Genomic DNA, 22,038 nt, shown 5'->3' with positions numbered 1-22,038 from the left:
GTACCGTCCCGGCATGCCCCTCACGGCGTACGACCTCACCGGCCGCACCGCGTTCATCACCGGGGCGGCCAGCGGCATAGGCCGCGCCTCAGCGCGCCTGCTGGCCGAGGCGGGAGCCACCGTCCACTGCGCCGACGTCGACGAGAAGGGCCTCGACGAGACCCGCGCCCTGATCGCCGACGCCGGCGGCACGGCCCACACCCACCCGCTCGACGTCACCGACCGTCCCCTGCTCAAGACCGCGATCCAGGGCGTCGGCCGGCTCGACATCCTGGCCGCCGTCGCGGGAATCATGCACAGCAGCCCGGTCCTCGAGACGAAGGACGAGGACCTGGACCGCGTCCTCGCGGTCAACTTCAAGGGGATTCTGTACGCCTGCCAGGAGTCGGCCCGCGCCATGATCGCGGCGAGCACCCCCGGTTCCATCGTCACCATGGCATCCGGCGCCGTGGACGCCGCGAGCGCGGGGCTGCTCTGCTACAGCGCCGCCAAGGCGGCCGTCGTCCAGCTCACCAAGACCCTCGCCACCGAACTGGGACCGCACTCCATCCGTGTCAACGCGGTCGCCCCGGGCTGGATCCGCACCCCCATGACCGACCGCCATGACGCGACGCTCCAGCGCCAGGCCGAGGCCACGATGGTCCGGCTCTCCCCGCTGCGCCGCGTGGGCGAACCGGAGGACATCGCCCATACGGTCCTTCATCTGGCGTCCGATGCCTCCGCCTTCACGACGGGCCAGATCCTCCGCCCGAACGGCGGCGTCGCCATGCCCTGGTAGTCCCGGTCCTGGTGACCCCGTCACCGGCGACCCCCGTCCTGGTGACCCCAACCCCAGCGACCACGCCCTTCCCCCGCGACGCGGTCACATGCACCGGCAGCAGGCTCAGCCCCCACCCGCCTGCCACCACCGCCCCCTCCACCAGGCCCGCGTGCTCCGTCACGAACAGCAGCCGCAGCACTGCCCACCACCACAGCACACCGGCCGGCAGCCCGAGGGCGACGACCGGCACGATGGCGACCCCGCGTACTGCCATGGCTGCCTCCTCCGGCCCACGCTAGACCGGCGCATTCACCCACCGGGAGGGCGCACCGGATGCAGACCCGGCGCGCACAGTGCCGGCAACCTCACGGCCGGCTGTCCCCTACTGGCTCTCCGCCTGGAACATCCACGCATGCTTCTCCAGGTCCGCCGTGAGCCCGATCAGGATGTCCTGGCTCACCGGATCCGGATCGGCGGTCGCCACGATCCGCTCCCGCATCCGCCCGACCACCGCCCCCAGCGCGTCCACCAGCGTCTGTACGGCGTCCCCGTCCTTGATCCAGCCCTCTGGCACCGGGCCGATCGCGCTCTGCTTCGCCACCGTCGCGGACCGCCCGTCCGGCGGCACACCGATCGCCGACGCACGCTCGGCCACCGTGTCGGAGTGCATCCGCGCCGTGTCCACCACCTCGTCGAGCTGCAGATGGACGGACCGGAAGCGTGGCCCGACGACATTCCAGTGGACCTGCTTGGCCACCAGCCCGAGATCCACCAGATCCACGAGCGCGCCCCGCAGCGCATCGCCGACCGTCTTGAGGTCCGCCTCGGACAGAGGGCTCTTCACGACAGACACGGTGTCCTCCACTCGGTTCGCAGCTACTGTCCACGACTACCGCCCACGATGGCACAACCGCCGCAAAACAGGCATCCGGGGGAAGCGAAAACCCCGACCGACTGCCCTCAAGGGCAGCGACCGGGGCTCAGCTGCAAACCAGGCCGTACAGAGCCGTACGGATCAGGCGGCGACGACGTCGACCGCCTCCGCAGGCGCCTTGATGGTCACCCGCTCCGTCGGCACACCCGCCACCGACGTCACGGAGACGGAATTGAGCATCGGGCGTACTGGCGCAGGCACCGGCTCACTCGCCGCTGCCGACTCGGCCAGCTCGGCCAGCGACAGCTCGTCGCTCACTTCACGCATGAGCTCGGACATCCGTACGTCAAGCGCGTCGCAGATCGCGGAGAGCAGTTCGGAGGAAGCCTCCTTCTGCCCCCGTTCCACCTCGGAGAGATAGCCGAGCGAAACTCGGGCGGACGAGGAGACTTCGCGCAGAGTACGGCCCTGGCGCTGGCGCTGCCGACGCAGCACGTCACCCAGCAGGCGACGGAGCAGAATCATCGGTGGCTCCCTCCTCGGACCGCGTAGCCGCATCCTTCACGCCCCACCGTACCGCCTCGTGCCGCGGCCGTGCGGGGAGCGATGTCGTGTTCACTCAGGGCTGCAAACATCAAGTCCCCCCGTTCTGTTCCGTATCCTGTGTCCGCGCATTTTCGTGCAGTTCGCCGGAGAGCAGCTCGAGTACGCTCCGTACACTCTCTCTACGGATTTCCGCCCGGTCACCGTTCAACCGCAGAGCGGCGACTTTCTGTGCTCCGTCCGGCCCCGCGACGGCCACATAGACCGTCCCGACCGGCTGCCCGTCCTGCGCTTCCGGCCCCGCCACCCCGGTCGTCGCGATGCCCCAGCGGGCCCCGAGCACCTCACGCACACCGGCCGCCATCCGCAGTGCGACCTCGGGATCCACCGCGCCACGCTCCGCCAGGAGGGTTCCGTCGACGCCGAGAACGTCCCTCTTCAGAGTGGTCGCGTACGCCGTGACGGAGCCGCGGAAGGATTTCGACGCCCCCGGGACGGCGGTGAGCTCCGCGGCCACCAGACCGCCGGTCAGGGACTCGGCGACGGCCAGCGTCTCGCCACGCTCCGCGAGCAGCGCCAGCACCCTGGCCGCGGTGCTCACGGCTGCTCTCCCGCCGCGGCCCGCTCGGCGGCCAGTCCCCTGCGCCTCAGCACAATCGCCTGTCGCACATAGTCGAGGCCGGTTACCACCGTCAGCACGACGGCGAGCGCCATCACCCAGAAGCGCAAAGTGGCCAGCGGCCCGGTCAGCGCGAGGACGTACATCCCGACCGCCGTGCCCTGCGCGAGAGTCTTCACCTTGCCGCCGCGACTGGCCGGAATCACTCCGTGCCGTATCACCCAGAACCGCATCAGCGTGATCCCCAGCTCGCGGAAGAGGATGACGCCGGTCACCCACCACGGCAGGTCCCCGAGCGCCGACAGACAGATCAGCCCGGCGGCCATGATCGCCTTGTCCGCGATCGGGTCGGCGATCTTCCCGAAGTCGGTGACCAGGTTGTACGTACGCGCCAGATGGCCGTCGAAGACGTCCGTGATCATGGCGACGGCGAAGGCCGCCCACGCCCAGGCCCGCCAGGCCGGGTCGTATCCGCCGTCCTGCAGCATCAGCAGGACGAAGCCGGGCACGAGCACGAGCCGCACCATGGTGAGGATGTTGGCGATGTTCCAGAGGCTGGCCTGATTGACGGCCGCAGCGCCCAGCTTGCCGCCGGGCGCAGGCCTACCGGTGCCGCCCCCCGCGGATGCCGGCACTCCGGTCATCTGGCCGCCTCCTCGCCGGGGGTCTGGGGGTTGCCCCCCAGGAAGCCGCAGTATTCGGCCACCAGGTCAACGCCTTCCGTACCCACGGCCTTCGCCACGACGATACGACCGGGCACGAGCCCCTCGCCCGTGGTGAAGACGACCTGGCCGTCGGTCTCGGGCGCCTGGTGTGCCGCGCGGCCCACCGCGCCGTCCTCGCCGTCCACCGACTCCACCAGGACCTCGAGGCTCTCGCCGAGGCGCTCCTCGGCGCGCTGCGCGGTCAGCTCCTCGGCCAGGCGCGACAGGTGCTCGAGGCGCTCGGCGATGACGTCGGCGTCGAGCTTGTTGTCGTACGAGACGGCCTCGGTGCCGTCCTCGTCGGAGTAGCCGAAGACGCCGATGGCGTCGAGGCGCGCCCCGGTGAGGAAGCTTTCCAGCTCGGCGAAGTCCGCTTCGGTCTCGCCGGGGAAGCCGACGATGAAGTTGGACCGCACGCCCGCCTGCGGGGCCTTGCCGCGGATGGTCTCCAGCAGCTCCAGGAACCGCTCGGTGTCGCCGAAGCGCCGCATCGCGCGCAGCACGTCCGGCGCGGAGTGCTGGAAGGACAGGTCGAAGTACGGGGCGACCTTCGGCGTCGAGGTGAGGACCTCGATCAGCCCGGGGCGCATCTCGGCGGGCTGGAGGTAGCTGACCCGGACCCGCTCGATGCCGTCGACCTCCGCCAGCTCGGGCAGCAGGGTCTCCAGAAGGCGGATGTCTCCAAGGTCCTTGCCGTAGGACGTGTTGTTCTCGGAGACCAGCATGATCTCCTTGACGCCCTGCTCGGCCAGCCAGCGCGTCTCGCCGAGGACATCGCTCGGCCGCCGCGAGATGAACGAGCCGCGGAAGGACGGGATGGCGCAGAAGGAGCAGCGCCGGTCGCAGCCGGAGGCGAGCTTCACCGAGGCGACGGGACTGGTGTCGAGGCGGCGGCGCAGCGGCGCACGCGGCCCGGACGCGGGAGCGACGCCTTCCGGAAGGTCTTCGGGAGCCTGCGCGTGGCCGGGCAGCGCCACACCGGACGCCTCCTGCCGTTCGACCGGGCTCAGCGGCAGCAGCTTGCGCCGGTCGCGCGGGGTGTGCGAGGCATGGATGCCGCCGTTCAGGATTGTCTGCAGGCGGTCGGAGATGTCGGCGTAGTCGTCGAAGCCGAGCACTCCGTCGGCTTCGGGCAGCGCATCGGCGAGCTCCTTGCCGTACCGCTCGGCCATGCAGCCGACGGCGACCACGGCCTGGGTCCTGCCGTGGTCCTTCAGATCGTTGGCTTCGAGCAGGGCGTCGACGGAGTCCTTCTTGGCGGCCTCGACGAATCCGCAGGTGTTGACGACAGCGACATCCGCGTCTGCGGCTTCCTCGACGAGCTCCCAGCCGTCCGCTGCCAAGCGGCCTGCGAGCTCCTCCGAGTCCACCTCGTTACGGGCGCAGCCAAGAGTGACAAGGGCGACGGTACGGCGTTCGGGCATGGGCTCAAGACTACTTTGTCCTGACCCACGCCCTGGCCCCGAGGGTTCCCAGCCCCCGTCGTGCTCGACCCGCTAGCCGACCTCGGGGTCGCCCTTGGTGTACGACAGTCGCTCGACCTGGCCGGTCTCGAACTGGTCCTCGACCTTCTTGCCGTTCACATACAGCTCGATCGCCCCGGCGTTCCCGAGGATCAGATCGACCCGCTCATCGTCCTGGAAGGTCTTGGACTCGCCCTTGAGCAGCGTGCCGTCGAAGAGCAGCTTGCCGTTGTGCGACTTGGCGGAGATCCAGCTCTTGTCCTCCAGGACGGAGAGCTTCACCGTCACCTTGTCCTTGGGCACCGCCGCAATCGCGCTGTCCGACGGGTCCGGCTTCGGTTCCGCGGTCTTGGTCGGCTTCGTCGGGCTGGGCTTCTGCTGGGGCGCCGGGCCCTCCGCCACATGGCTGCCCTTGCCACCGTCGTCCCCGCCGTTGATGAGCGTGAAGCCGACGAAGCCGATCACGGCGACGATCGCGGCGACCATGGCGGCGGTCCAGTTGGGACGGCCGCGTTCGGGGCGGATGCGTTCTGCCTCGAAGAGCGGCGCGGCAGGCGTGGGGGCGGGACGCCCGCCGTGGTCCGCGTCGTACTGCGCGACGAGCGGATCGGGATCGAGCGCGACGGCACGCGCGATCGTGCGGATGTGCCCGCGCGCGTAGACGTCGCCGCCACAGCGGGAGAAGTCGTCCTGTTCGATCGCCTGCACGATCGGGATGCGCACCCGGGTGGAGGAGCTGATCTCGTCAACGGTCAGACCTGCGGCGATACGTGCTTCCTGGAGCGCACGACCGATCGAAGGCCGGTCGTCTTCGATCGCAGGCTGGTCGTCTTCGATGGAAGGCCGGTCGTCTTCGGGGGAGTTGCCGATGGACACGGGGGCGCCTTTCGAGCGTGTAGCCACCTGCTGGAGGTTCAGTCTATGGGTGGTACGAAAGGGTGGGGCAACCGGGCGGAGGGCGTTTGTACGCCATCAGAATGGCCGGGCATCCTGATGATGGGACATCTGGCTGTCCCTCCCTCCAACTTGACGTACGACTGAGGGAAACGGTTGCTCTCGGAACAGTTACGAGTGAGACTCCCCGCGGATTACGGCGAGCACTCCATCCAGCTCATCAGGCTTCACCAGAACATCACGCGCCTTGGAGCCCTCGCTCGGCCCGACGATGTTCCGCGACTCCATCAGATCCATCAGTCTGCCCGCCTTGGCGAAACCCACGCGCAACTTTCGCTGGAGCATCGACGTCGATCCGAACTGGGTGGATACCACCAGCTCAGCGGCTTGGCACAACAGATCGAGATCGTCGCCGATGTCCTCGTCGATCTCCTTCTTCTGCTTGGTGCCGACGACGACGTCGTCCCGGAAGACCGGGGCCATCTGATCCTTGCAGTGCTGGACGACCGCCGCGACCTCGTCCTCGGTGACGAAGGCGCCCTGCATACGGGTCGGCTTGTTCGCCCCCATCGGCAGAAACAGGCCGTCGCCCTTGCCGATCAGCTTCTCGGCGCCCGGCTGGTCGAGGATGACCCGGCTGTCGGCGAGCGAGGAGGTCGCGAACGCGAGCCGTGAGGGCACATTCGCCTTGATCAGACCGGTGACGACGTCGACCGAGGGCCGCTGTGTCGCCAGTACCAGATGGATGCCCGCGGCCCGCGCCAGCTGGGTGATGCGGACGATGGCGTCCTCCACGTCACGCGGCGCAACCATCATCAGATCGGCCAGCTCGTCCACGATGACCAGCAGATACGGATACGGCGTCAGCTCGCGTTCGCTGCCCTCGGGCGGCTTGACCTTGCCGTTCCGGATGGCCTGGTTGAAGTCGTCGATATGGCGGTAGCCGTACGCGGCGAGGTCGTCGTAGCGCAGATCCATCTCGCGCACGACCCACTGCAGCGCCTCGGCGGCCCGCTTGGGGTTGGTGATGATCGGCGTGATCAGGTGCGGGATGCCCTCGTACGCGGTGAGCTCGACCCGCTTGGGGTCGACGAGCACCATCCGTACGTCCTCCGGTGTGGCCCGCACCATCACCGAGGTGATCAGGCAGTTGATGCAGGAGGACTTTCCGGAGCCGGTCGCACCCGCCACCAGGACGTGCGGCATCTTCGCGAGGTTGGCCATCACATAGCCGCCCTCGACGTCCTTGCCGAGCGCCACCAGCATCGGATGCTCGTCGCCCGCCGCGTCCGCGAGCCGCAGCACATCGCCCAGGTTGACCATCTCGCGGTCGGAGTTCGGGATCTCGATGCCGACCGCGGACTTGCCGGGAATCGGCGAGATGATCCGTACGTCGGGGCTGGCGACGGCGTACGCGATGTTCTTGGTGAGCGCGGTGATCCGCTCGACCTTCACGGCCGGGCCGAGCTCCACCTCGTACCGCGTGACCGTCGGACCGCGGGTGAAGCCGGTGACGGCCGCGTCGACCTTGAACTCCATGAAGACGTTGCTGAGCGAGGCGACGACCGCGTCATTGGCGGCGCTGCGCGTCTTGCCGGGGCCGCCGCGCTCCAGCAGGTCCAGGGACGGCAGGGAGTAGGTGATGTCCCCCGAGAGCTGCAGCTGCTCGGCGCGTGGCGGCAGGGGCTGGGAGTCGTCGGGCGCGGACTTGGTCAGATCCGGTACCGGCGACTTGGACCCGCGCTCCTTCGGCTCGGACTCCTCGGGCTCGCGCGCGGACGGCACGGGAGTGGCGGCCCGCTGCCGCTCGGCGGTGACATCCCGGGTGAGATCCGCGACGAGCGGCGACGGCGGCATGCCGTTCAGTACGGCACCGTCCAGGGCCGCGGCCGCCGCCGCGGCCACGTCCACGGCGTCCATCGGCCGGTCCATGGCGGGCTGCACGGAGGCCCTGCGCGGCCGCCGCCGCTTGGACAGCGCCTCCTCCTCGGCGTGGTCCGGGTCGTAGTCCTCCGGCGCTTCGCTCCGGCGCGCGGACGAGCGGCGCTCGCGGCCGGGGACGGCCTGGCGCCACTGCTGCTCGTACCGCTCGTCGTCCTCCGCCGCCTCGGATGCGGGGTCCATGAGGCCCAGCTTGGAGCCGAGCAGCCGCAGCCGCTGCGGGATGGCGTTGACGGGCGTCGCCGTGACCACCAGCAGGCCGAAGACGGTGAGCAGCACGAGCAGCGGTACGGCGAGCACCTCGCCCATGGCGAGGATCAGCGGCTTGGACGCGGCCCAGCCGATCAGCCCGCCCGCGTCCTGCATCGCCTCCGTGCCGGCGTCGCGGCCCGGCGAACCGCAGGCGATGTGAACCTGCCCGAGCACTCCGACGACCAGCGCGGACAGTCCGATCACGATCCGCCCGTTGGCCTCGGGCTTCTCGGGATACAGGATCAGCCGTACGGCGATGACGACCAGCAGTATCGGCACCAGCAGATCGAGCCGGCCGAAGGCGCCGGTCACCAGCATCTCGACGAGATCGCCGACCGGCCCGCTCAGGCTGGACCAGGTGCCGGCGGCGATGATCAGCGCGAGGGCCAGCAGCAGCAGCGCCAGACCGTCCTTGCGGTGCGCCGGGTCGAGACCTTTCGCGCCACGCCCTATGCCGCGGAACAGCGCGCCCACGGCGTGCGCGAGACCGAGCCATAGTGCGCGCGCGAGGCGGTACACGCCCCCCGTCGGTGAGGGCGCGGGCTTGGGCGCCGCTGCCTTCTTGGCCGCCGCCTTCTTCGCGGGTGCCTTCTTCGCGGGCGCGGTCTTCTTGGCGGCGGCTTTCTTGGCGGGCGCCGCCTTCTTCGCGGCACCGGTCGTACGGCCGGCCCGCGGCTTCGCGGTGCCCGCCGCGCCCTGGGAACTCTTGCCGGACGTACGTGAGGCCATGGTGGTGAGGTTACCGGTGTCGACGGCAGTGGACACGTGTGCCTACTACCTCACCCGTTCGTGTCGCCCCGAAAGGAGCGGGGAGCTGACGCTCCATCAAGCCCCGGGCAGCCGTTCAATTCTGCGAGGGCAGCGCGGCCGTACCGCCGCCGGTGCCGGGCTCCAGCGCGTCGAGCGCCCGGCGCAAACCTGTCAGTTTGCGTTCGAGATGGGCCGCGGTGGCGACTGCGGCGGCGTCCGCCGAGTCGTCGTCGAGCTGTTTGGACAGCGCTTCGGCCTGCTCCTCAACTGCCGCGAGCCGTGCCGAAAGCTCGGCGAGCAGCCCCGCGGGCTCCTTGCTGTCGCCCGCGCTCGCGTGGCCGCCGCCCTCGAGCTGGAGCCGCAGCAGCGCGGCCTGCTCGCGCAGTTGGCAGTTCTTCATGTACAGCTCGACGAAGACCGAGACCTTGGCGCGCAGCACCCACGGGTCGAACGGCTTGGAGATGTAGTCCACGGCGCCCGCGGCATAGCCCCGGAAGGTGTGGTGCGGGCCGTGGTTGATCGCGGTGAGGAAGATGATCGGGATGTCCCGGGTCCGCTCCCGCCGCTTGATGTGCGCGGCGGTCTCGAATCCATCCATACCTGGCATCTGGACGTCCAGCAGAATGACCGCGAAGTCGTCCGTCAGCAGCGCTTTGAGCGCTTCCTCCCCTGACGATGCCCGCACCAGTGTCTGATCGAGCGCAGAGAGGATCGCCTCCAGCGCGAGCAGATTCTCCGGCCGGTCATCGACCAGGAGGATCTTGGCCTTCTGCACCATGGCCCGTCCTCCTCGCCCCGGAAGTGCACCGGGCGCCGCCCCAGGGGACGACTCCCTTGCGTCGCCCGTCCTTGTGCCGGTCATGGTAGCCGCACCCCGCCTGTCGCCACACCCTGTCACCGCGATGTCACTGTGCACGTAGCAGAAACGTAGCGGGAGACCAGAAGGTTCCCCGAATACCGACGCCTCACACGCCTTCGGACACACTCAGTCAACAACCCGCGCAGAAGCGTGCGGGTCCCGGTCACTCCCCGCGCATCCACTGCTCCATCACCGAGAGCAAATGGTCAGGATCCACCGGCTTGGTGACATAGTCGGAAGCTCCGGACTCGATCGCCTTCTCGCGATCTCCCTTCATCGCCTTGGCAGTCAGCGCGATGATCGGCAGACCGGCGAACTGCGGCATCCTGCGGATCGCGGTCGTCGTCGCGTACCCGTCCATTTCCGGCATCATGATGTCCATCAGTACGACCGTCACATCGTCGTGCTGTTCCAGGACTTCGATGCCCTCACGGCCGTTCTCCGCATACAGCACGGACAGCCCGTGCTGCTCCAGCACGCTGGTGAGCGCGAAGACATTGCGGATGTCGTCGTCGACGATGAGCACCTTCTCACTGTCGAAGGTGAAGGTCCGCCTCGGCTCGGGCACCTCCTGGCTGCCGATCGCACCGGCCCATTGCTCCACACCCGCCGACGGGCCGCTCTGGCCGGGCAGCGCGCGCCGCTGCTCCATGGAGTTCAGCGCCTTGCGCCGCCGCCGGAAGAGCGCGGCCGGAGCGGAGTGCGCGTCCAGGGGCGCGGAAGACTCCTGCTGCGCGTGCAGCACCCCGTCCTCCGCACCGTCGTCGGCCGCGCCCTGCGGATCGGCCGCGCCGGGGGCCAGCTGCGGGTAGCCCTGCGGCGGCAGTTCGCTCGGGTGAAGGGGCAGATAGAGCGTGAACGTCGAGCCGCGGCCGGGTTCGCTCGCCGCGTGGATCTCGCCGCCGAGCAGCCGCGCGATCTCCCGGCTGATGGACAGACCCAGGCCCGTGCCACCGTACTTCCGGCTGGTCGTGCCGTCGGCCTGCTTGAACGCCTCGAAGATCACCCGCATCTTGCCGGCCGCGATCCCGATGCCGGTGTCCGTGACGGAGAAGGCGATCAGATCGCCGTCCGCGTCCCGCAGCGAGCCCGCCTCGAGCAACTGCTCGCGGATCGACTGCGGCACATCGGCGCTCGCCGGCCGGATCACCAGCTCCACCGCGCCGCTGTCGGTGAACTTCACCGCGTTCGACAGGAGGTTGCGCAGCACCTGCAGCAGCCGCTGCTCGTCCGTGTGCAGCGTCGCGGGCAGCTCCGGCGACACCCGTACGGAGAAGTCGAGCCCCTTCTCCGCGGTCAGCGGCCGGAACGTCGCCTCCACATAGTCGACGAGCTGCACGAGAGCGATACGGGTCGGGCTGACGTCCATCTTGCCCGCCTCGACCTTCGACAGATCGAGGATGTCGTTGATCAGCTGCAGCAGATCGGAACCCGCGCCGTGGATCGTCTCGGCGAACTCCACCTGCTTCGGCGAGAGATTCCCCTCCGCGTTGTCCGCGAGCAACTTGGCGAGGATCAGCAGGGAGTTGAGCGGCGTACGCAGCTCGTGCGACATGTTCGCCAGGAACTCCGACTTGTAGCGCATCGAGACCGCGAGCTGCTCGGCCCGCTCCTCGAGCACCTGCCTGGCCTCCTCGATCTCGGTGTTCTTGACCTCGATGTCGCGGTTCTGCTGCGCCAGCAGCTCGGCCTTCTCCTCCAGCTCGGCGTTGGATGCCTGCAGCGCCTTCTGCCGGTTCTCCAGCTCGGCCGACCGCTCACGCAGCTGCTCGGTCAGCTCCTGCGACTGCTTGAGCAGCACCTCGGTCTTCGTATTGACGCTGATGGTGTTGACGCTCGTCGCGATCATCTCGGCGATCTGGTTCAGGAAGTCCCGCTGGATCTGCGTGAAGGGCTGGAACGACGCCAGCTCGATCACGCCGAGGACCTTCCCCTCGAACAGCACCGGCAGCACGATCACATACGCCGGAGAGGCTTCGCCCAGCCCCGAGGAGATCTTCAGATAGCCCGGCGGCACATTGACCTGGATGGTCCGCTTCTCCTCGGCCGCCGTGCCGATCAGGGTCTCGCCGGGCCGGAAGGAGGTCGGCATCAGACCTGCGGAGTAGCCGTAACTGCCGCGCATGCACAGTTCGTACGACAACTCCCCGCTCCCCGACACATCGGCGCCGCCGCCCGTCGGCATCGCCAGGAAGAAGGCGCCGTGCTGCGCCGAGACAACCGGTGTGAGCTCGCTCATGATCAGCGAGGCCACGTCGTCGAGGTCCCGGCGGCCCTGCATCAGACCGGAGATACGGGCCAGGTTGCCCTTGAGCCAGTCCTGCTCCTCATTGGCCAGGGTGGTGTCGCGAAGGTTCGCGATCATGGTGTTGATGTTGTCCTGGAGGACCTGGATCTCGCCGGCCGCATCCACATCGATCTTGAGATTCAGATCGCCGCGGGTTACCGCGGTGGCGACGGCCGCGATGGCGCGCACCTGCCGGGTGAGGTTCCCGGCCATCTCGTTCACCGACTCGGTCAGGTCGCGCCAGGTGCCGTCGACGTCCCGCACCCGGGCCTGACCGCCCAACTGCCCGTCTGTGCCCACCTCGCGGGCCACTCGGGTCACCTCCCCGGCGAAGGAGGACAGCTGGTCGACCATCGTGTTGATGGTGGTCTTCAGCTCCAGGATCTCGCCCCGGGCATCGATGTCGATCTTCCGGGTGAGATCGCCCTTGGCGATGGCGGTGGTGACCGTGGCGATCTGACGCACCTGGCCGGTCAGATTGGAGGCCATCGAGTTCACGGACTCGGTGAGGTCCTTCCACGTACCGGAAACGCCCGGCACATGGGCCTGGCCGCCCAGTTCACCCTCGGTGCCCACCTCGCGGGCCACCCGGGTCACCTCGTCGGCGAACGAGGACAGTGTCGTCACCATTGTGTTGACGGTCTCGGCCAGCTCGGCGACCTCGCCGCGCGCCTCGACCGTCACCTTCTTCGTCAGATCACCATTGGCGACCGCCGCCGAGACCCGGGCGATGTTACGCACCTGATTGGTCAGGTTGTTGGCCATCAGGTTGACGTTGTCGCTGAGGTCCTTCCAGATGCCGGTGACGCCGCGCACCCGCGCCTGGCCACCCAGGACACCTTCCGTACCCACCTCACGGGCGACCCTGGTCACCTCGTCGGCGAAGTCCAGCAGCTGGTCGACCATCGTGTTGACCGTCGTCACCAGTTCGAGGATCTCGCCCTTGGCATCGACGGTGATCTTCTTGGAGAGGTCGCCCTTGGCGACCGCCGTGGTCACCTCGGCGATATTGCGCACCTGCGAAGTCAGGTTGTTCGCCATGAAGTTGACGGACTGGGTGAGGTCCTTCCAGGTGCCGGAGACGCCCTGCACCTCCGCCTGGCCGCCGAGGATGCCCTCGGTACCCACCTCGCGCGCCACCCGGGTGACCTGCTCGGCGAAGTTGGAGAGCTGGTCGACCATGGTGTTGAGGGTGTTCTTCAGCTCCAGGATCTCGCCCCGGGCATCCACGTCGATCTTCTGCGACAGGTCGCCGCGCGCCACGGCCGTTGCGACCTGCGCGATGTTACGGACCTGACCGGTGAGGTTCTCGGCCATGCCGTTCACCGAGTCGGTCAGATCGCGCCACACACCGGCGACGCCTGGCACCTGCGCCTGGCCGCCGAGCCGGCCGTCCGTGCCCACCTCGCGGGCCACCCTGGTCACCTGCTCGGCGAAGGCGGAGAGCTGGTCGACCATCGTGTTGATGGTGTTCTTCAGCTCCAGGATCTCGCCCCGGGCATCCACATCGATCTTCTGCGACAGGTCGCCACGGGCCACCGCGGTCGTCACCTGCGCGATCTGCCGCACCTGCGAGGTCAGGTTCCCCGCCATGAAGTTGACGGAGTCGGTCAGTTCCTTCCAGGTACCGCTGACGCCGTCGACGCGTGCCTGGCCGCCCAGCCGGCCCTCCGTGCCCACGTCACGCGCCATCCGCGTCACCTGGTCGGCGAACGACGACAGCTGCGCCACCATCGTGTTGACGGTGTTCTTCAGCTCCAGCATCTCGCCCGCGACATTGACGGTGACCTTCTGCGACAGATCGCCGTTCGCCACCGCCGTCGTCACCTGCGCGATGTCCCGCACCTGGCCGGTGAGGTTGCGGAACGCGGTGTTCACCGAATCCGTCAGGTCCTTCCACGTACCCGCCGCACCCGGCACTCCGGCCTGACCGCCGAGCCGGCCCTCGACGCCGACCTCCCGGGCCACCCGCGTCACCTCGGAACCGAACGACTGCAGCTGGTCCACCATCGTGTTGACGGTGTTCTTGAGCTCCAGCATCTCGCCGGCCACATCGACGGTGACCTTCTGCGACAGATCGCCGTTCGCCACCGCCGTCGTCACCTGGGCGATGTCCCGCACCTGGGTGGTGAGATTGCGGAAGACCGTGTTGACCGAGTCCGTGAGGTCCTTCCAGGTACCGGCGGCTCCCGGCACCTGCGCCTGACCGCCGAGCAGCCCCTCGGCACCGACCTCGCTGGCCACCCGGGTGACCTCGTCCGCGAACGTACGCAGCGTCTCGGTCATCTGGTTGATGGTCTCGGCGAGTTGGGCCACCTCGCCGCGCGCGCTCACCGTGACCTTCTGCGACAGATCACCGTTGGCGACGGCCGTCGTCACCTCGGCGATACCGCGCACCTGCGAGGTCAGATTGCCGGCCATGGTGTTCACCGAATCGGTGAGGTCCTTCCACACACCGGCCACACCGGGCACCGTCGCCTGACCGCCCAGCTCGCCCTCCGTGCCGACCTCTCGGGCCACCCGGGTCACCTCGGAGGAGAACGAGGACAGCTGGTCGACCATCGTGTTGACGGTGTTCTTCAGCTGAGCCATCTCGCCGGCCACATGGACGGTGACCTTCCGCGACAGATCGCCCTTGGCAACCGCCGTGGTGACGAGAGCAATGTCACGTACCTGAGCGGTCAGCCGGTACGCCATCGTGTTCACCGAATCCGTGAGATCCTTCCACGAACCGGACATACCGCGCACCTGTGCCTGGCCACCGAGCTTGCCCTCGGTACCGACCTCCAGCGCCACCCGGGTCACCTCGTCGGTGAACGCCGACAGCTGGTCGACCAGGTTGTTGACCGTACGCGCGACCTTCAGGAACTCTCCGCGCAGCGGCCGTACGGACCCGTCCGAGCCGTCCATGCCGTGCGAGCGCAGCTCCATACGCTGCTCCAGGTCGCCCTCGGCAACCGCCGAGAGCACCCGCCCCACCTCGGACACGGGCCGCGCCAGATCGTCCACCAGCGCGTTGGAGGCGTCGATGGCGGCCGCCCAGGAGCCCTCACAGGCCCCCGTCTCCAGCCGCTCCGTCAGCTTCCCCTCGCGCCCGACCATCCTGCGTACGCGCGCCAGCTCACCGGTCAGGTGCAGGTTACGGTCGGCGACCTCGTTGAAAACAGCGGAAATCTCCGCCATCACACCATCGCCCGACACAGTCAGACGTCGGCGGAAATTGCCGTCACGCATCGACACCAGGGCCGCCAGCAGCCTGTTCAGGGCCGCCGTATCCACCTCGGTTGTCCCATTGCTCCGGGACCGTCCGCCTTTTGCGCGCGTGCTGTTGCCACGCGCCGCCACGCCAGACTCCACCGCGTCCCTCCCGCAGGGTTGACCGTACTGCCCGCGCTGTCTCGGGACAGCCCGCCCAGTGTTTCACCATGGCCGAACCAGGCCATAACAGTTCGGCAGCTTCGCATAGCGTCCCCGCCTCCGGAGGACGGAAACAGCCTCGACCGGCATCCACTCGGACAGCGAAGGTAAGTAACCTGGCATCCGGCTGTCCAACCGCTCCGTCCGCCCGGCGGGGGCGGTGTGGAACGAGTACTACCACCGGGCACCGGGAGGGGCAGGCCGCATCATGGCAGAGCCGGGCGTCGAGACGCGTACGAGGAGTGCTGTGATCACCGCGCGGGCGGCTGCCAGCTTCGACCCAGCCGGACGGTCCGTCGCGACCGCCCGCGCCTTTGTCCGCGACACCCTCCAGGGGTGGGGGTACTCCGATGTCGTCGACGACGCGGTCGTCCTCACCAGTGAGCTGGTCACCAACGCCGTCATCCACGCGGGCACCACCGCCGACGTCCTGTGTCTGCGCACGGAGGACGGCGTACGCGTGGAGGTCGCCGACCGCTACCCCGACCGCGAGATCCCGATCCAGGGCACCGGACGTTCTCTCGGCAACCTCGACCGTGAGAACGGGCGCGGACTGCTCCTGTGCGCCGCCCTCGCCTCCCGCTGGGGCGTCGACTACACCCCCACCCACAAGCTGGTGTGGTTCCAACTCGACCTTCCGCAGCGGCCGGTCGGCACCCGCTCCGCCGGCCCGGTCCTGCCCACGGCACTCCTCCCGGTCGCCGACGAGCGCGTACGTGTCGCCGTCGCCCAGATCGACCGCACCGGCTCGATCTCGGTCTGGAACGAGGACGCCCGGCACCTCTTCGGATACGCCGCCGAGCAGGTCATCGGCAAACCCCTCACCGACTTCGCCGCCTGGCCGCACACACCCGGCATCGGCACGGGCATCGCCGAGGCGCTGCGACTCTCCCGCTGGGAAGGCAGTTACGGCATCCGCGGCATCGACGGCCGCGTCATCCCCGTGTACGCATCCCACCTCCGGGTACGGGACACCCACGGCGAACCCTCCACCGTCTGCCTCCTCGTACGCGACGACGAACGCGCGGTCCTGCAGACCCCGCAGCGCGCCCCCGTGACCGATTCGGGCGCCGAGAGTCACGCCGTCGACCCCTTCGAGGTCTTCATCGGCTCGCCGGCCCCCGACGACCTCGACGGCCTCCTCCAGCGCACCGTCGAACGCGCCCGTGACATGCTCGACGGCGACGCCGCCTTCCTGCTCCTGGCCACCGACGACGAGACCGAGTTGGAGGTTCGGGCCACCACCGGCCTGCCTTCGGCCCGCCAGCGCTTCGCCCGCGTCCCGGTCGAAGCCGGCAGCGGCCGCTACGGCTCCGCCCGGATGCCTGCGGTCCACGAGGACCTCACGGCCGTCCCCGGCGCGGTACCGCTGCTCAACTCCACGGGGATGCGCTCCGTCGTCACCGTCCCGCTCAAGGTCGAAGGCCGCCTGACCGGCTCCCTGGGCGTCGCCGCCGAGGCCGCGGGCCGTTACTCCAACGAGGAGGCCCTGCGCCTGCAGTTCGCCGCCGACCGTATCGCCCTGGCCGTCGAATCCGCCCGCCTCGGCGAACTGGAACGGCTGCGCCGCGGTTCCCTCTCCTTCCTTGTCGAGGCCTCCGACCTGCTCGCCGGAACACTCGACCGCGACCAGACCCTGGCCCTGATGGCGCAGATGACGGTCCCCACTCTGGCCACCTGGTGCGCCGTCTACACAATCGCCGACCAGGCGTCAGATCCGTATCTCAGCTATGTACTTCACGAGGACGAGGAGAGAATCGACGGCCTCAAGGCCCTTCTCTCCAAGATTGACCCGCCCGACCCGGTACCCACCCCCGGCGCCCGCGTCTGGACCGCGCCCGCCGAGGCCGGCCACAAGGCGGCCCTGCGCACTTCCCGGCGCGAACTCGGCCTCGGCTCATCGCCACCGGTCTCCTCCGGCATCGGCGCCACCCTCGCCACGGCCGCCGCGGTCGGCGGCGAGACGGTCGTCCTGCCGCTGTTCGCCCGCAACCGCGTCATCGGCATGCTGACCCTCGGCAAGCCCTCCGACGACCACTTCCGCCAGGAGATCCTGGAACTCGCCGAGGACCTCTCCCGCCGAGCGGCCCTCGCCCTCGACAACGCGCGGCTGTACTCCGAGCGCATGGCCATCAGCCAGTCGCTCCAGCGCAGCCTGCTGCCGCCGGAACTCCCTCAGATCCCTGGCGTCGAGGTCGAGGTCATCTACCGCGCGGCCGGCGAAGGCAATGAAGTCGGCGGCGACTTCTACGATCTCTTCCCGATCCGCGACGGCGCGTACGGCTTCGCCATCGGCGACGTCTGCGGTACGGGACCCGAAGCCGCGGCCGTCACCGGCCTGGCCCGTCACGCCCTGCGCCTGCTCGCCCGCGAGGGCTTCGGCGGCCCGGCGGTCCTGGAGCGCCTGAACGCCGCCATCCTGGACGAGGGAGCCCGCAGCCGCTTCCTCACTCTTCTCTATGGCGAGTTGTGGCCACAGGAGGACGGCAGCGCGATCCTCAAGGTCGTCTGCGCCGGCCACCCGCTTCCGCTGCGCCTGCGCCAGGACGGCACCGTGGAACCGGCGGCGGAGCCCCAGCCGCTCCTCGGCGTCATGGACGACCTGGAGCTGTACGAGCAGATGGTGACCCTCGACCCCGGCGACGTACTTCTCTGCGTCACCGATGGCGTCACCGAACGCCGTGAGGGCACCCGCATGCTGGGCGACGACGGCCTGATCGACGTCCTCACCACCTGCACGGGTCTCACGGCGGGTGCGGTCGCCTCCCGCGTCCTGCGCGCGGTCGAGCGCTTCGCCGCGGAACCGGCGTCGGACGACATGGCGATCCTCGCGATGCGGGTACCCGAGCCCCACAGGCCCTGAACACGAAGAACGCCCCCGCCACTTGGCGGGGGCCTTCTTTGGTGAGCCCCAATACGGAATCGAACCGTAGACCTTCTCCTTACCATGGAGACGCTCTACCGACTGAGCTATTGGGGCCTGCTGCGCTGCGGCAACGAGGTAGATCATACCCGAACAGAGGGCTGCTTCGAACCGCCCCTCCGACCTGCTTCCAGCAGATCGCTCACACCAGTTCACTTCCACCGGACCGCTCCCAAGCCGCCTCCGGCGGCGGCCACTTGGAGGCCGACGTCAGCTCCTGAACGCCCTGAGCTTCCTGAACGCGTCCTGAACGCAGAAAAGCCCCGCACCAGAAGGTGCGGGGCTTCCCCACAATAATTGTTCGGCGGCGTCCTACTCTCCCACAGGGTCCCCCCTGCAGTACCATCGGCGCTGAAAGGCTTAGCTTCCGGGTTCGGAATGTAACCGGGCGTTTCCCTAACGCAATGACCACCGAAACTCTATGAAAATAGTGAACTCCAGCCGGCCAAAAGGGCGAGTTCGTTACTTCAGAACATACACAGTGGACGCGAGCAACTGAGGACAAGCCCTCGGCCTATTAGTACCAGTCAGCTCCACCCCTTACAGGGCTTCCACATCTGGCCTATCAACCCAGTCGTCTACTGGGAGCCTTAACCCCTCAAAGGGGGTGGGAGTCCTCATCTCGAAGCAGGCTTCCCGCTTAGATGCTTTCAGCGGTTATCCTTTCCGAACGTAGCCAACCAGCCATGCCCTTGGCAGGACAACTGGCACACCAGAGGTTCGTCCGTCCCGGTCCTCTCGTACTAGGGACAGCCCTTCTCAAGACTCCTACGCGCACAGCGGATAGGGACCGAACTGTCTCACGACGTTCTAAACCCAGCTCGCGTACCGCTTTAATGGGCGAACAGCCCAACCCTTGGGACCGACTCCAGCCCCAGGATGCGACGAGCCGACATCGAGGTGCCAAACCATCCCGTCGATATGGACTCTTGGGGAAGATCAGCCTGTTATCCCCGGGGTACCTTTTATCCGTTGAGCGACGGCGCTTCCACAAGCCACCGCCGGATCACTAGTCCCGACTTTCGTCCCTGCTCGACCCGTCGGTCTCACAGTCAAGCTCCCTTGTGCACTTACACTCAACACCTGATTGCCAACCAGGCTGAGGGAACCTTTGGGCGCCTCCGTTACCCTTTGGGAGGCAACCGCCCCAGTTAAACTACCCATCAGACACTGTCCCTGATCCGGATCACGGACCCAGGTTAGACATCCAGCACGACCAGAGTGGTATTTCAACGACGACTCCACCTGAACTGGCGTCCAAGCTTCACAGTCTCCCACCTATCCTACACAAGCCGAACCGAACACCAATATCAAACTGTAGTAAAGGTCCCGGGGTCTTTCCGTCCTGCTGCGCGAAACGAGCATCTTTACTCGTAGTGCAATTTCACCGGGCCTATGGTTGAGACAGTCGAGAAGTCGTTACGCCATTCGTGCAGGTCGGAACTTACCCGACAAGGAATTTCGCTACCTTAGGATGGTTATAGTTACCACCGCCGTTTACTGGCGCTTAAGTTCTCAGCTTCGCCACACCGAAATGTGACTAACCGGTCCCCTTAACGTTCCAGCACCGGGCAGGCGTCAGTCCGTATACATCGCCTTACGGCTTCGCACGGACCTGTGTTTTTAGTAAACAGTCGCTTCTCGCTGGTCTCTGCGGCCACCCCCAGCTCACCGAGTAAACCGGATCACCAGTGATGGCCCCCTTCTCCCGAAGTTACGGGGGCATTTTGCCGAGTTCCTTAACCATAGTTCACCCGAACGCCTCGGTATTCTCTACCTGACCACCTGAGTCGGTTTAGGGTACGGGCCGCCATGAAACTCGCTAGAGGCTTTTCTCGACAGCATAGGATCATCCACTTCACCACAATCGGCTCGGCATCAGGTCTCAGACTATGTGCAGGGCGGATTTGCCTACCCTGCGTCCTACACCCTTACCCCGGGACAACCACCGCCCGGGCTGGACTACCTTCCTGCGTCACCCCATCGCTTACCTACTACCACCTTGGACCGGCGGCTCCACCACTCCCCTTCACCCGAAGGCTCCAGGACGGCTTCACGGCCTTAGCATTAATGGGCTCGATACTGGGCGTTTCAAAGCGGGTACCGGAATATCAACCGGTTGTCCATCGACTACGCCTGTCGGCCTCGCCTTAGGTCCCGACTTACCCTGGGCAGATCAGCTTGACCCAGGAACCCTTAGTCAATCGGCGCACACGTTTCTCACGTGTGTATCGCTACTCATGCCTGCATTCTCACTCGTGAACCGTCCACAACTCGCTTCCGCGGCTGCTTCACCCGGCACACGACGCTCCCCTACCCATCCCAGCGGGCGTTGGCCCTCATGCTGGAATGACACGACTTCGGCGGTACGCTTGAGCCCCGCTACATTGTCGGCGCGGAATCACTTGACCAGTGAGCTATTACGCACTCTTTCAAGGGTGGCTGCTTCTAAGCCAACCTCCTGGTTGTCTCTGCGACTCCACATCCTTTCCCACTTAGCGTACGCTTAGGGGCCTTAGTCGATGCTCTGGGCTGTTTCCCTCTCGACCATGGAGCTTATCCCCCACAGTCTCACTGCCGCGCTCTCACTTACCGGCATTCGGAGTTTGGCTAAGGTCAGTAACCCGGTAGGGCCCATCGCCTATCCAGTGCTCTACCTCCGGCAAGAAACACACGACGCTGCACCTAAATGCATTTCGGGGAGAACCAGCTATCACGGAGTTTGATTGGCCTTTCACCCCTAACCACAGGTCATCCCCCAGGTTTTCAACCCTGGTGGGTTCGGTCCTCCACGAAGTCTTACCTCCGCTTCAACCTGCCCATGGCTAGATCACTCCGCTTCGGGTCTTGAGCGCGCTACTGTACCGCCCTGTTCGGACTCGCTTTCGCTACGGCTTCCCCACACGGGTTAACCTCGCAACACACCGCAAACTCGCAGGCTCATTCTTCAAAAGGCACGCAGTCACGACTGTTGCTCCGAAGAACAACAGCGACGCTCCCACGGCTTGTAGGCACACGGTTTCAGGTACTATTTCACTCCGCTCCCGCGGTACTTTTCACCATTCCCTCACGGTACTATCCGCTATCGGTCACCAGGGAATATTTAGGCTTAACGGGTGGTCCCGCCAGATTCACACGGGATTTCTCGGGCCCCGTGCTACTTGGGTGTCTCTCAAACGAGCCGCTGATGTTTCAGCTACGGGGGTCTTACCCTCTACGCCGGACCTTTCGCATGTCCTTCGCCTACATCAACGGTTTCTGACTCGTCTCACAGCCGGCAGACCGTGAAAGAGAGATCCCACAACCCCGCATGCGCAACCCCTGCCGGGTATCACACGCATACGGTTTGGCCTCATCCGGTTTCGCTCGCCACTACTCCCGGAATCACGGTTGTTTTCTCTTCCTGAGGGTACTGAGATGTTTCACTTCCCCTCGTTCCCTCCACACTGCCTATGTGTTCAGCAGCGGGTGACAGCCCATGACGACTGCCGGGTTTCCCCATTCGGAAACCCCCGGATCAAAGCCTGGTTGACGGCTCCCCGGGGACTATCGTGGCCTCCCACGTCCTTCATCGGTTCCTGGTGCCAAGGCATCCACCGTGCGCCCTTAAAAACTTGGCCACAGATGCTCGCGTCCACTGTGCAGTTCTCAAGCAACGACCAGCCACCCACCACCCCCGCCCTGAGGCAGAGTTCACTGGGGCCGGCATCACGAAGGGCGAGCTCACGCTCGCACCCTCAGACACCCAACAG

12 protein-coding genes, 1 tRNA gene and 2 rRNA genes are annotated in these 22,038 nt (G+C 67.2%); 2 read left to right on the top strand and 13 right to left on the bottom strand.

The window, feature by feature from the left end; all coding sequences use genetic code 11:
* The first annotated feature begins 13 nt into the window (after positions 1–13).
* Positions 14–778, top strand: a complete 765-nt coding sequence (locus ACQEVG_RS28505; protein ID WP_432988956.1) for an SDR family NAD(P)-dependent oxidoreductase — start codon at positions 14–16, stop codon at positions 776–778.
* Here ACQEVG_RS28505 and ACQEVG_RS28500 read toward each other — a convergent pair.
* From ACQEVG_RS28500 to ACQEVG_RS28455, 10 genes are all read right to left on the bottom strand, one after another.
* Positions 726–1,034 carry a hypothetical protein gene (locus tag ACQEVG_RS28500; RefSeq protein WP_432988954.1) on the bottom strand — a complete coding sequence of 103 codons (309 nt, stop codon included), beginning with the start codon at positions 1,032–1,034 and terminating at the stop codon, positions 726–728. The genes ACQEVG_RS28505 and ACQEVG_RS28500 overlap by 53 nt on opposite strands.
* A gap of 108 nt (positions 1,035–1,142) precedes the next feature.
* The gene (locus ACQEVG_RS28495; RefSeq protein ID WP_432988952.1) at positions 1,143–1,613 is read right to left on the bottom strand and encodes a Dps family protein; all 471 of its coding nucleotides are present in this window, start codon (positions 1,611–1,613) and stop codon (positions 1,143–1,145) included.
* A 162-nt stretch (positions 1,614–1,775) separates the two neighbouring features.
* Complete coding sequence (locus ACQEVG_RS28490; RefSeq protein ID WP_019889909.1) at positions 1,776–2,159, bottom strand: helix-turn-helix domain-containing protein; 384 nt, start codon at positions 2,157–2,159, stop codon at positions 1,776–1,778.
* A gap of 109 nt (positions 2,160–2,268) precedes the next feature.
* Positions 2,269–2,778, bottom strand: coding sequence for a CinA family protein (locus ACQEVG_RS28485; RefSeq protein WP_432988949.1), 510 nt, complete (start codon positions 2,776–2,778; stop codon positions 2,269–2,271).
* On the bottom strand, positions 2,775–3,440 hold the full coding sequence (gene pgsA, locus ACQEVG_RS28480) for a CDP-diacylglycerol--glycerol-3-phosphate 3-phosphatidyltransferase (RefSeq protein WP_432988947.1): 666 nt from the start codon (positions 3,438–3,440) through the stop codon (positions 2,775–2,777). Before pgsA ends, ACQEVG_RS28485 begins: the two co-directional genes overlap by 4 nt.
* Entirely contained in the window at positions 3,437–4,924 is a 1,488-nt protein-coding gene (gene rimO / locus ACQEVG_RS28475) for a 30S ribosomal protein S12 methylthiotransferase RimO (protein ID WP_432988945.1), read from the bottom strand. Before rimO ends, pgsA begins: the two co-directional genes overlap by 4 nt.
* A gap of 72 nt (positions 4,925–4,996) precedes the next feature.
* A complete protein-coding gene (locus ACQEVG_RS28470; RefSeq protein WP_432988942.1) occupies positions 4,997–5,839 on the bottom strand; it encodes a helix-turn-helix domain-containing protein in 843 nt (280 codons plus the stop codon).
* Between the two features lie 189 nt (positions 5,840–6,028).
* Complete coding sequence (locus ACQEVG_RS28465; protein ID WP_432988937.1) at positions 6,029–8,779, bottom strand: DNA translocase FtsK; 2,751 nt, start codon at positions 8,777–8,779, stop codon at positions 6,029–6,031.
* 115 nt (positions 8,780–8,894) lie between these two features.
* Positions 8,895–9,578, bottom strand: coding sequence for a response regulator (locus ACQEVG_RS28460; RefSeq protein ID WP_360882358.1), 684 nt, complete (start codon positions 9,576–9,578; stop codon positions 8,895–8,897).
* Between the two features lie 244 nt (positions 9,579–9,822).
* The gene (locus ACQEVG_RS28455; RefSeq protein WP_432988934.1) at positions 9,823–15,303 is read right to left on the bottom strand and encodes a HAMP domain-containing protein; all 5,481 of its coding nucleotides are present in this window, start codon (positions 15,301–15,303) and stop codon (positions 9,823–9,825) included.
* A 268-nt stretch (positions 15,304–15,571) separates the two neighbouring features.
* Between ACQEVG_RS28455 and ACQEVG_RS28450 the strand changes: the two genes are divergently transcribed.
* Positions 15,572–18,226 (top strand): SpoIIE family protein phosphatase, encoded by a 2,655-nt coding sequence (locus ACQEVG_RS28450; RefSeq protein ID WP_432988931.1) that lies wholly within the window; start codon positions 15,572–15,574, stop codon positions 18,224–18,226.
* A 44-nt stretch (positions 18,227–18,270) separates the two neighbouring features.
* Here ACQEVG_RS28450 and ACQEVG_RS28445 read toward each other — a convergent pair.
* The 3 genes from ACQEVG_RS28445 to ACQEVG_RS28435 all read right to left on the bottom strand — a co-directional run bounded on the left by ACQEVG_RS28445 (position 18,271) and on the right by ACQEVG_RS28435 (position 21,906).
* Positions 18,271–18,343: transfer RNA gene (locus ACQEVG_RS28445), tRNA-Thr, on the bottom strand.
* 242 nt (positions 18,344–18,585) lie between these two features.
* Positions 18,586–18,702, bottom strand: a 5S ribosomal RNA gene (gene rrf / locus ACQEVG_RS28440).
* 81 nt (positions 18,703–18,783) lie between these two features.
* Positions 18,784–21,906: ribosomal RNA gene (locus tag ACQEVG_RS28435) — 23S ribosomal RNA — on the bottom strand.
* Between the last annotated feature and the right edge of the window lie 132 nt (positions 21,907–22,038).

Origin of the sequence: Streptomyces sp. CA-135486 (assembly GCF_050936555.1) — a bacterium.
Classification (GTDB): Bacteria; Actinomycetota; Actinomycetes; order Streptomycetales; family Streptomycetaceae; genus Streptomyces.
Note: the sequence above shows the minus strand (reverse complement) of the source record. Positions and strands in the feature narration are given on the sequence as shown.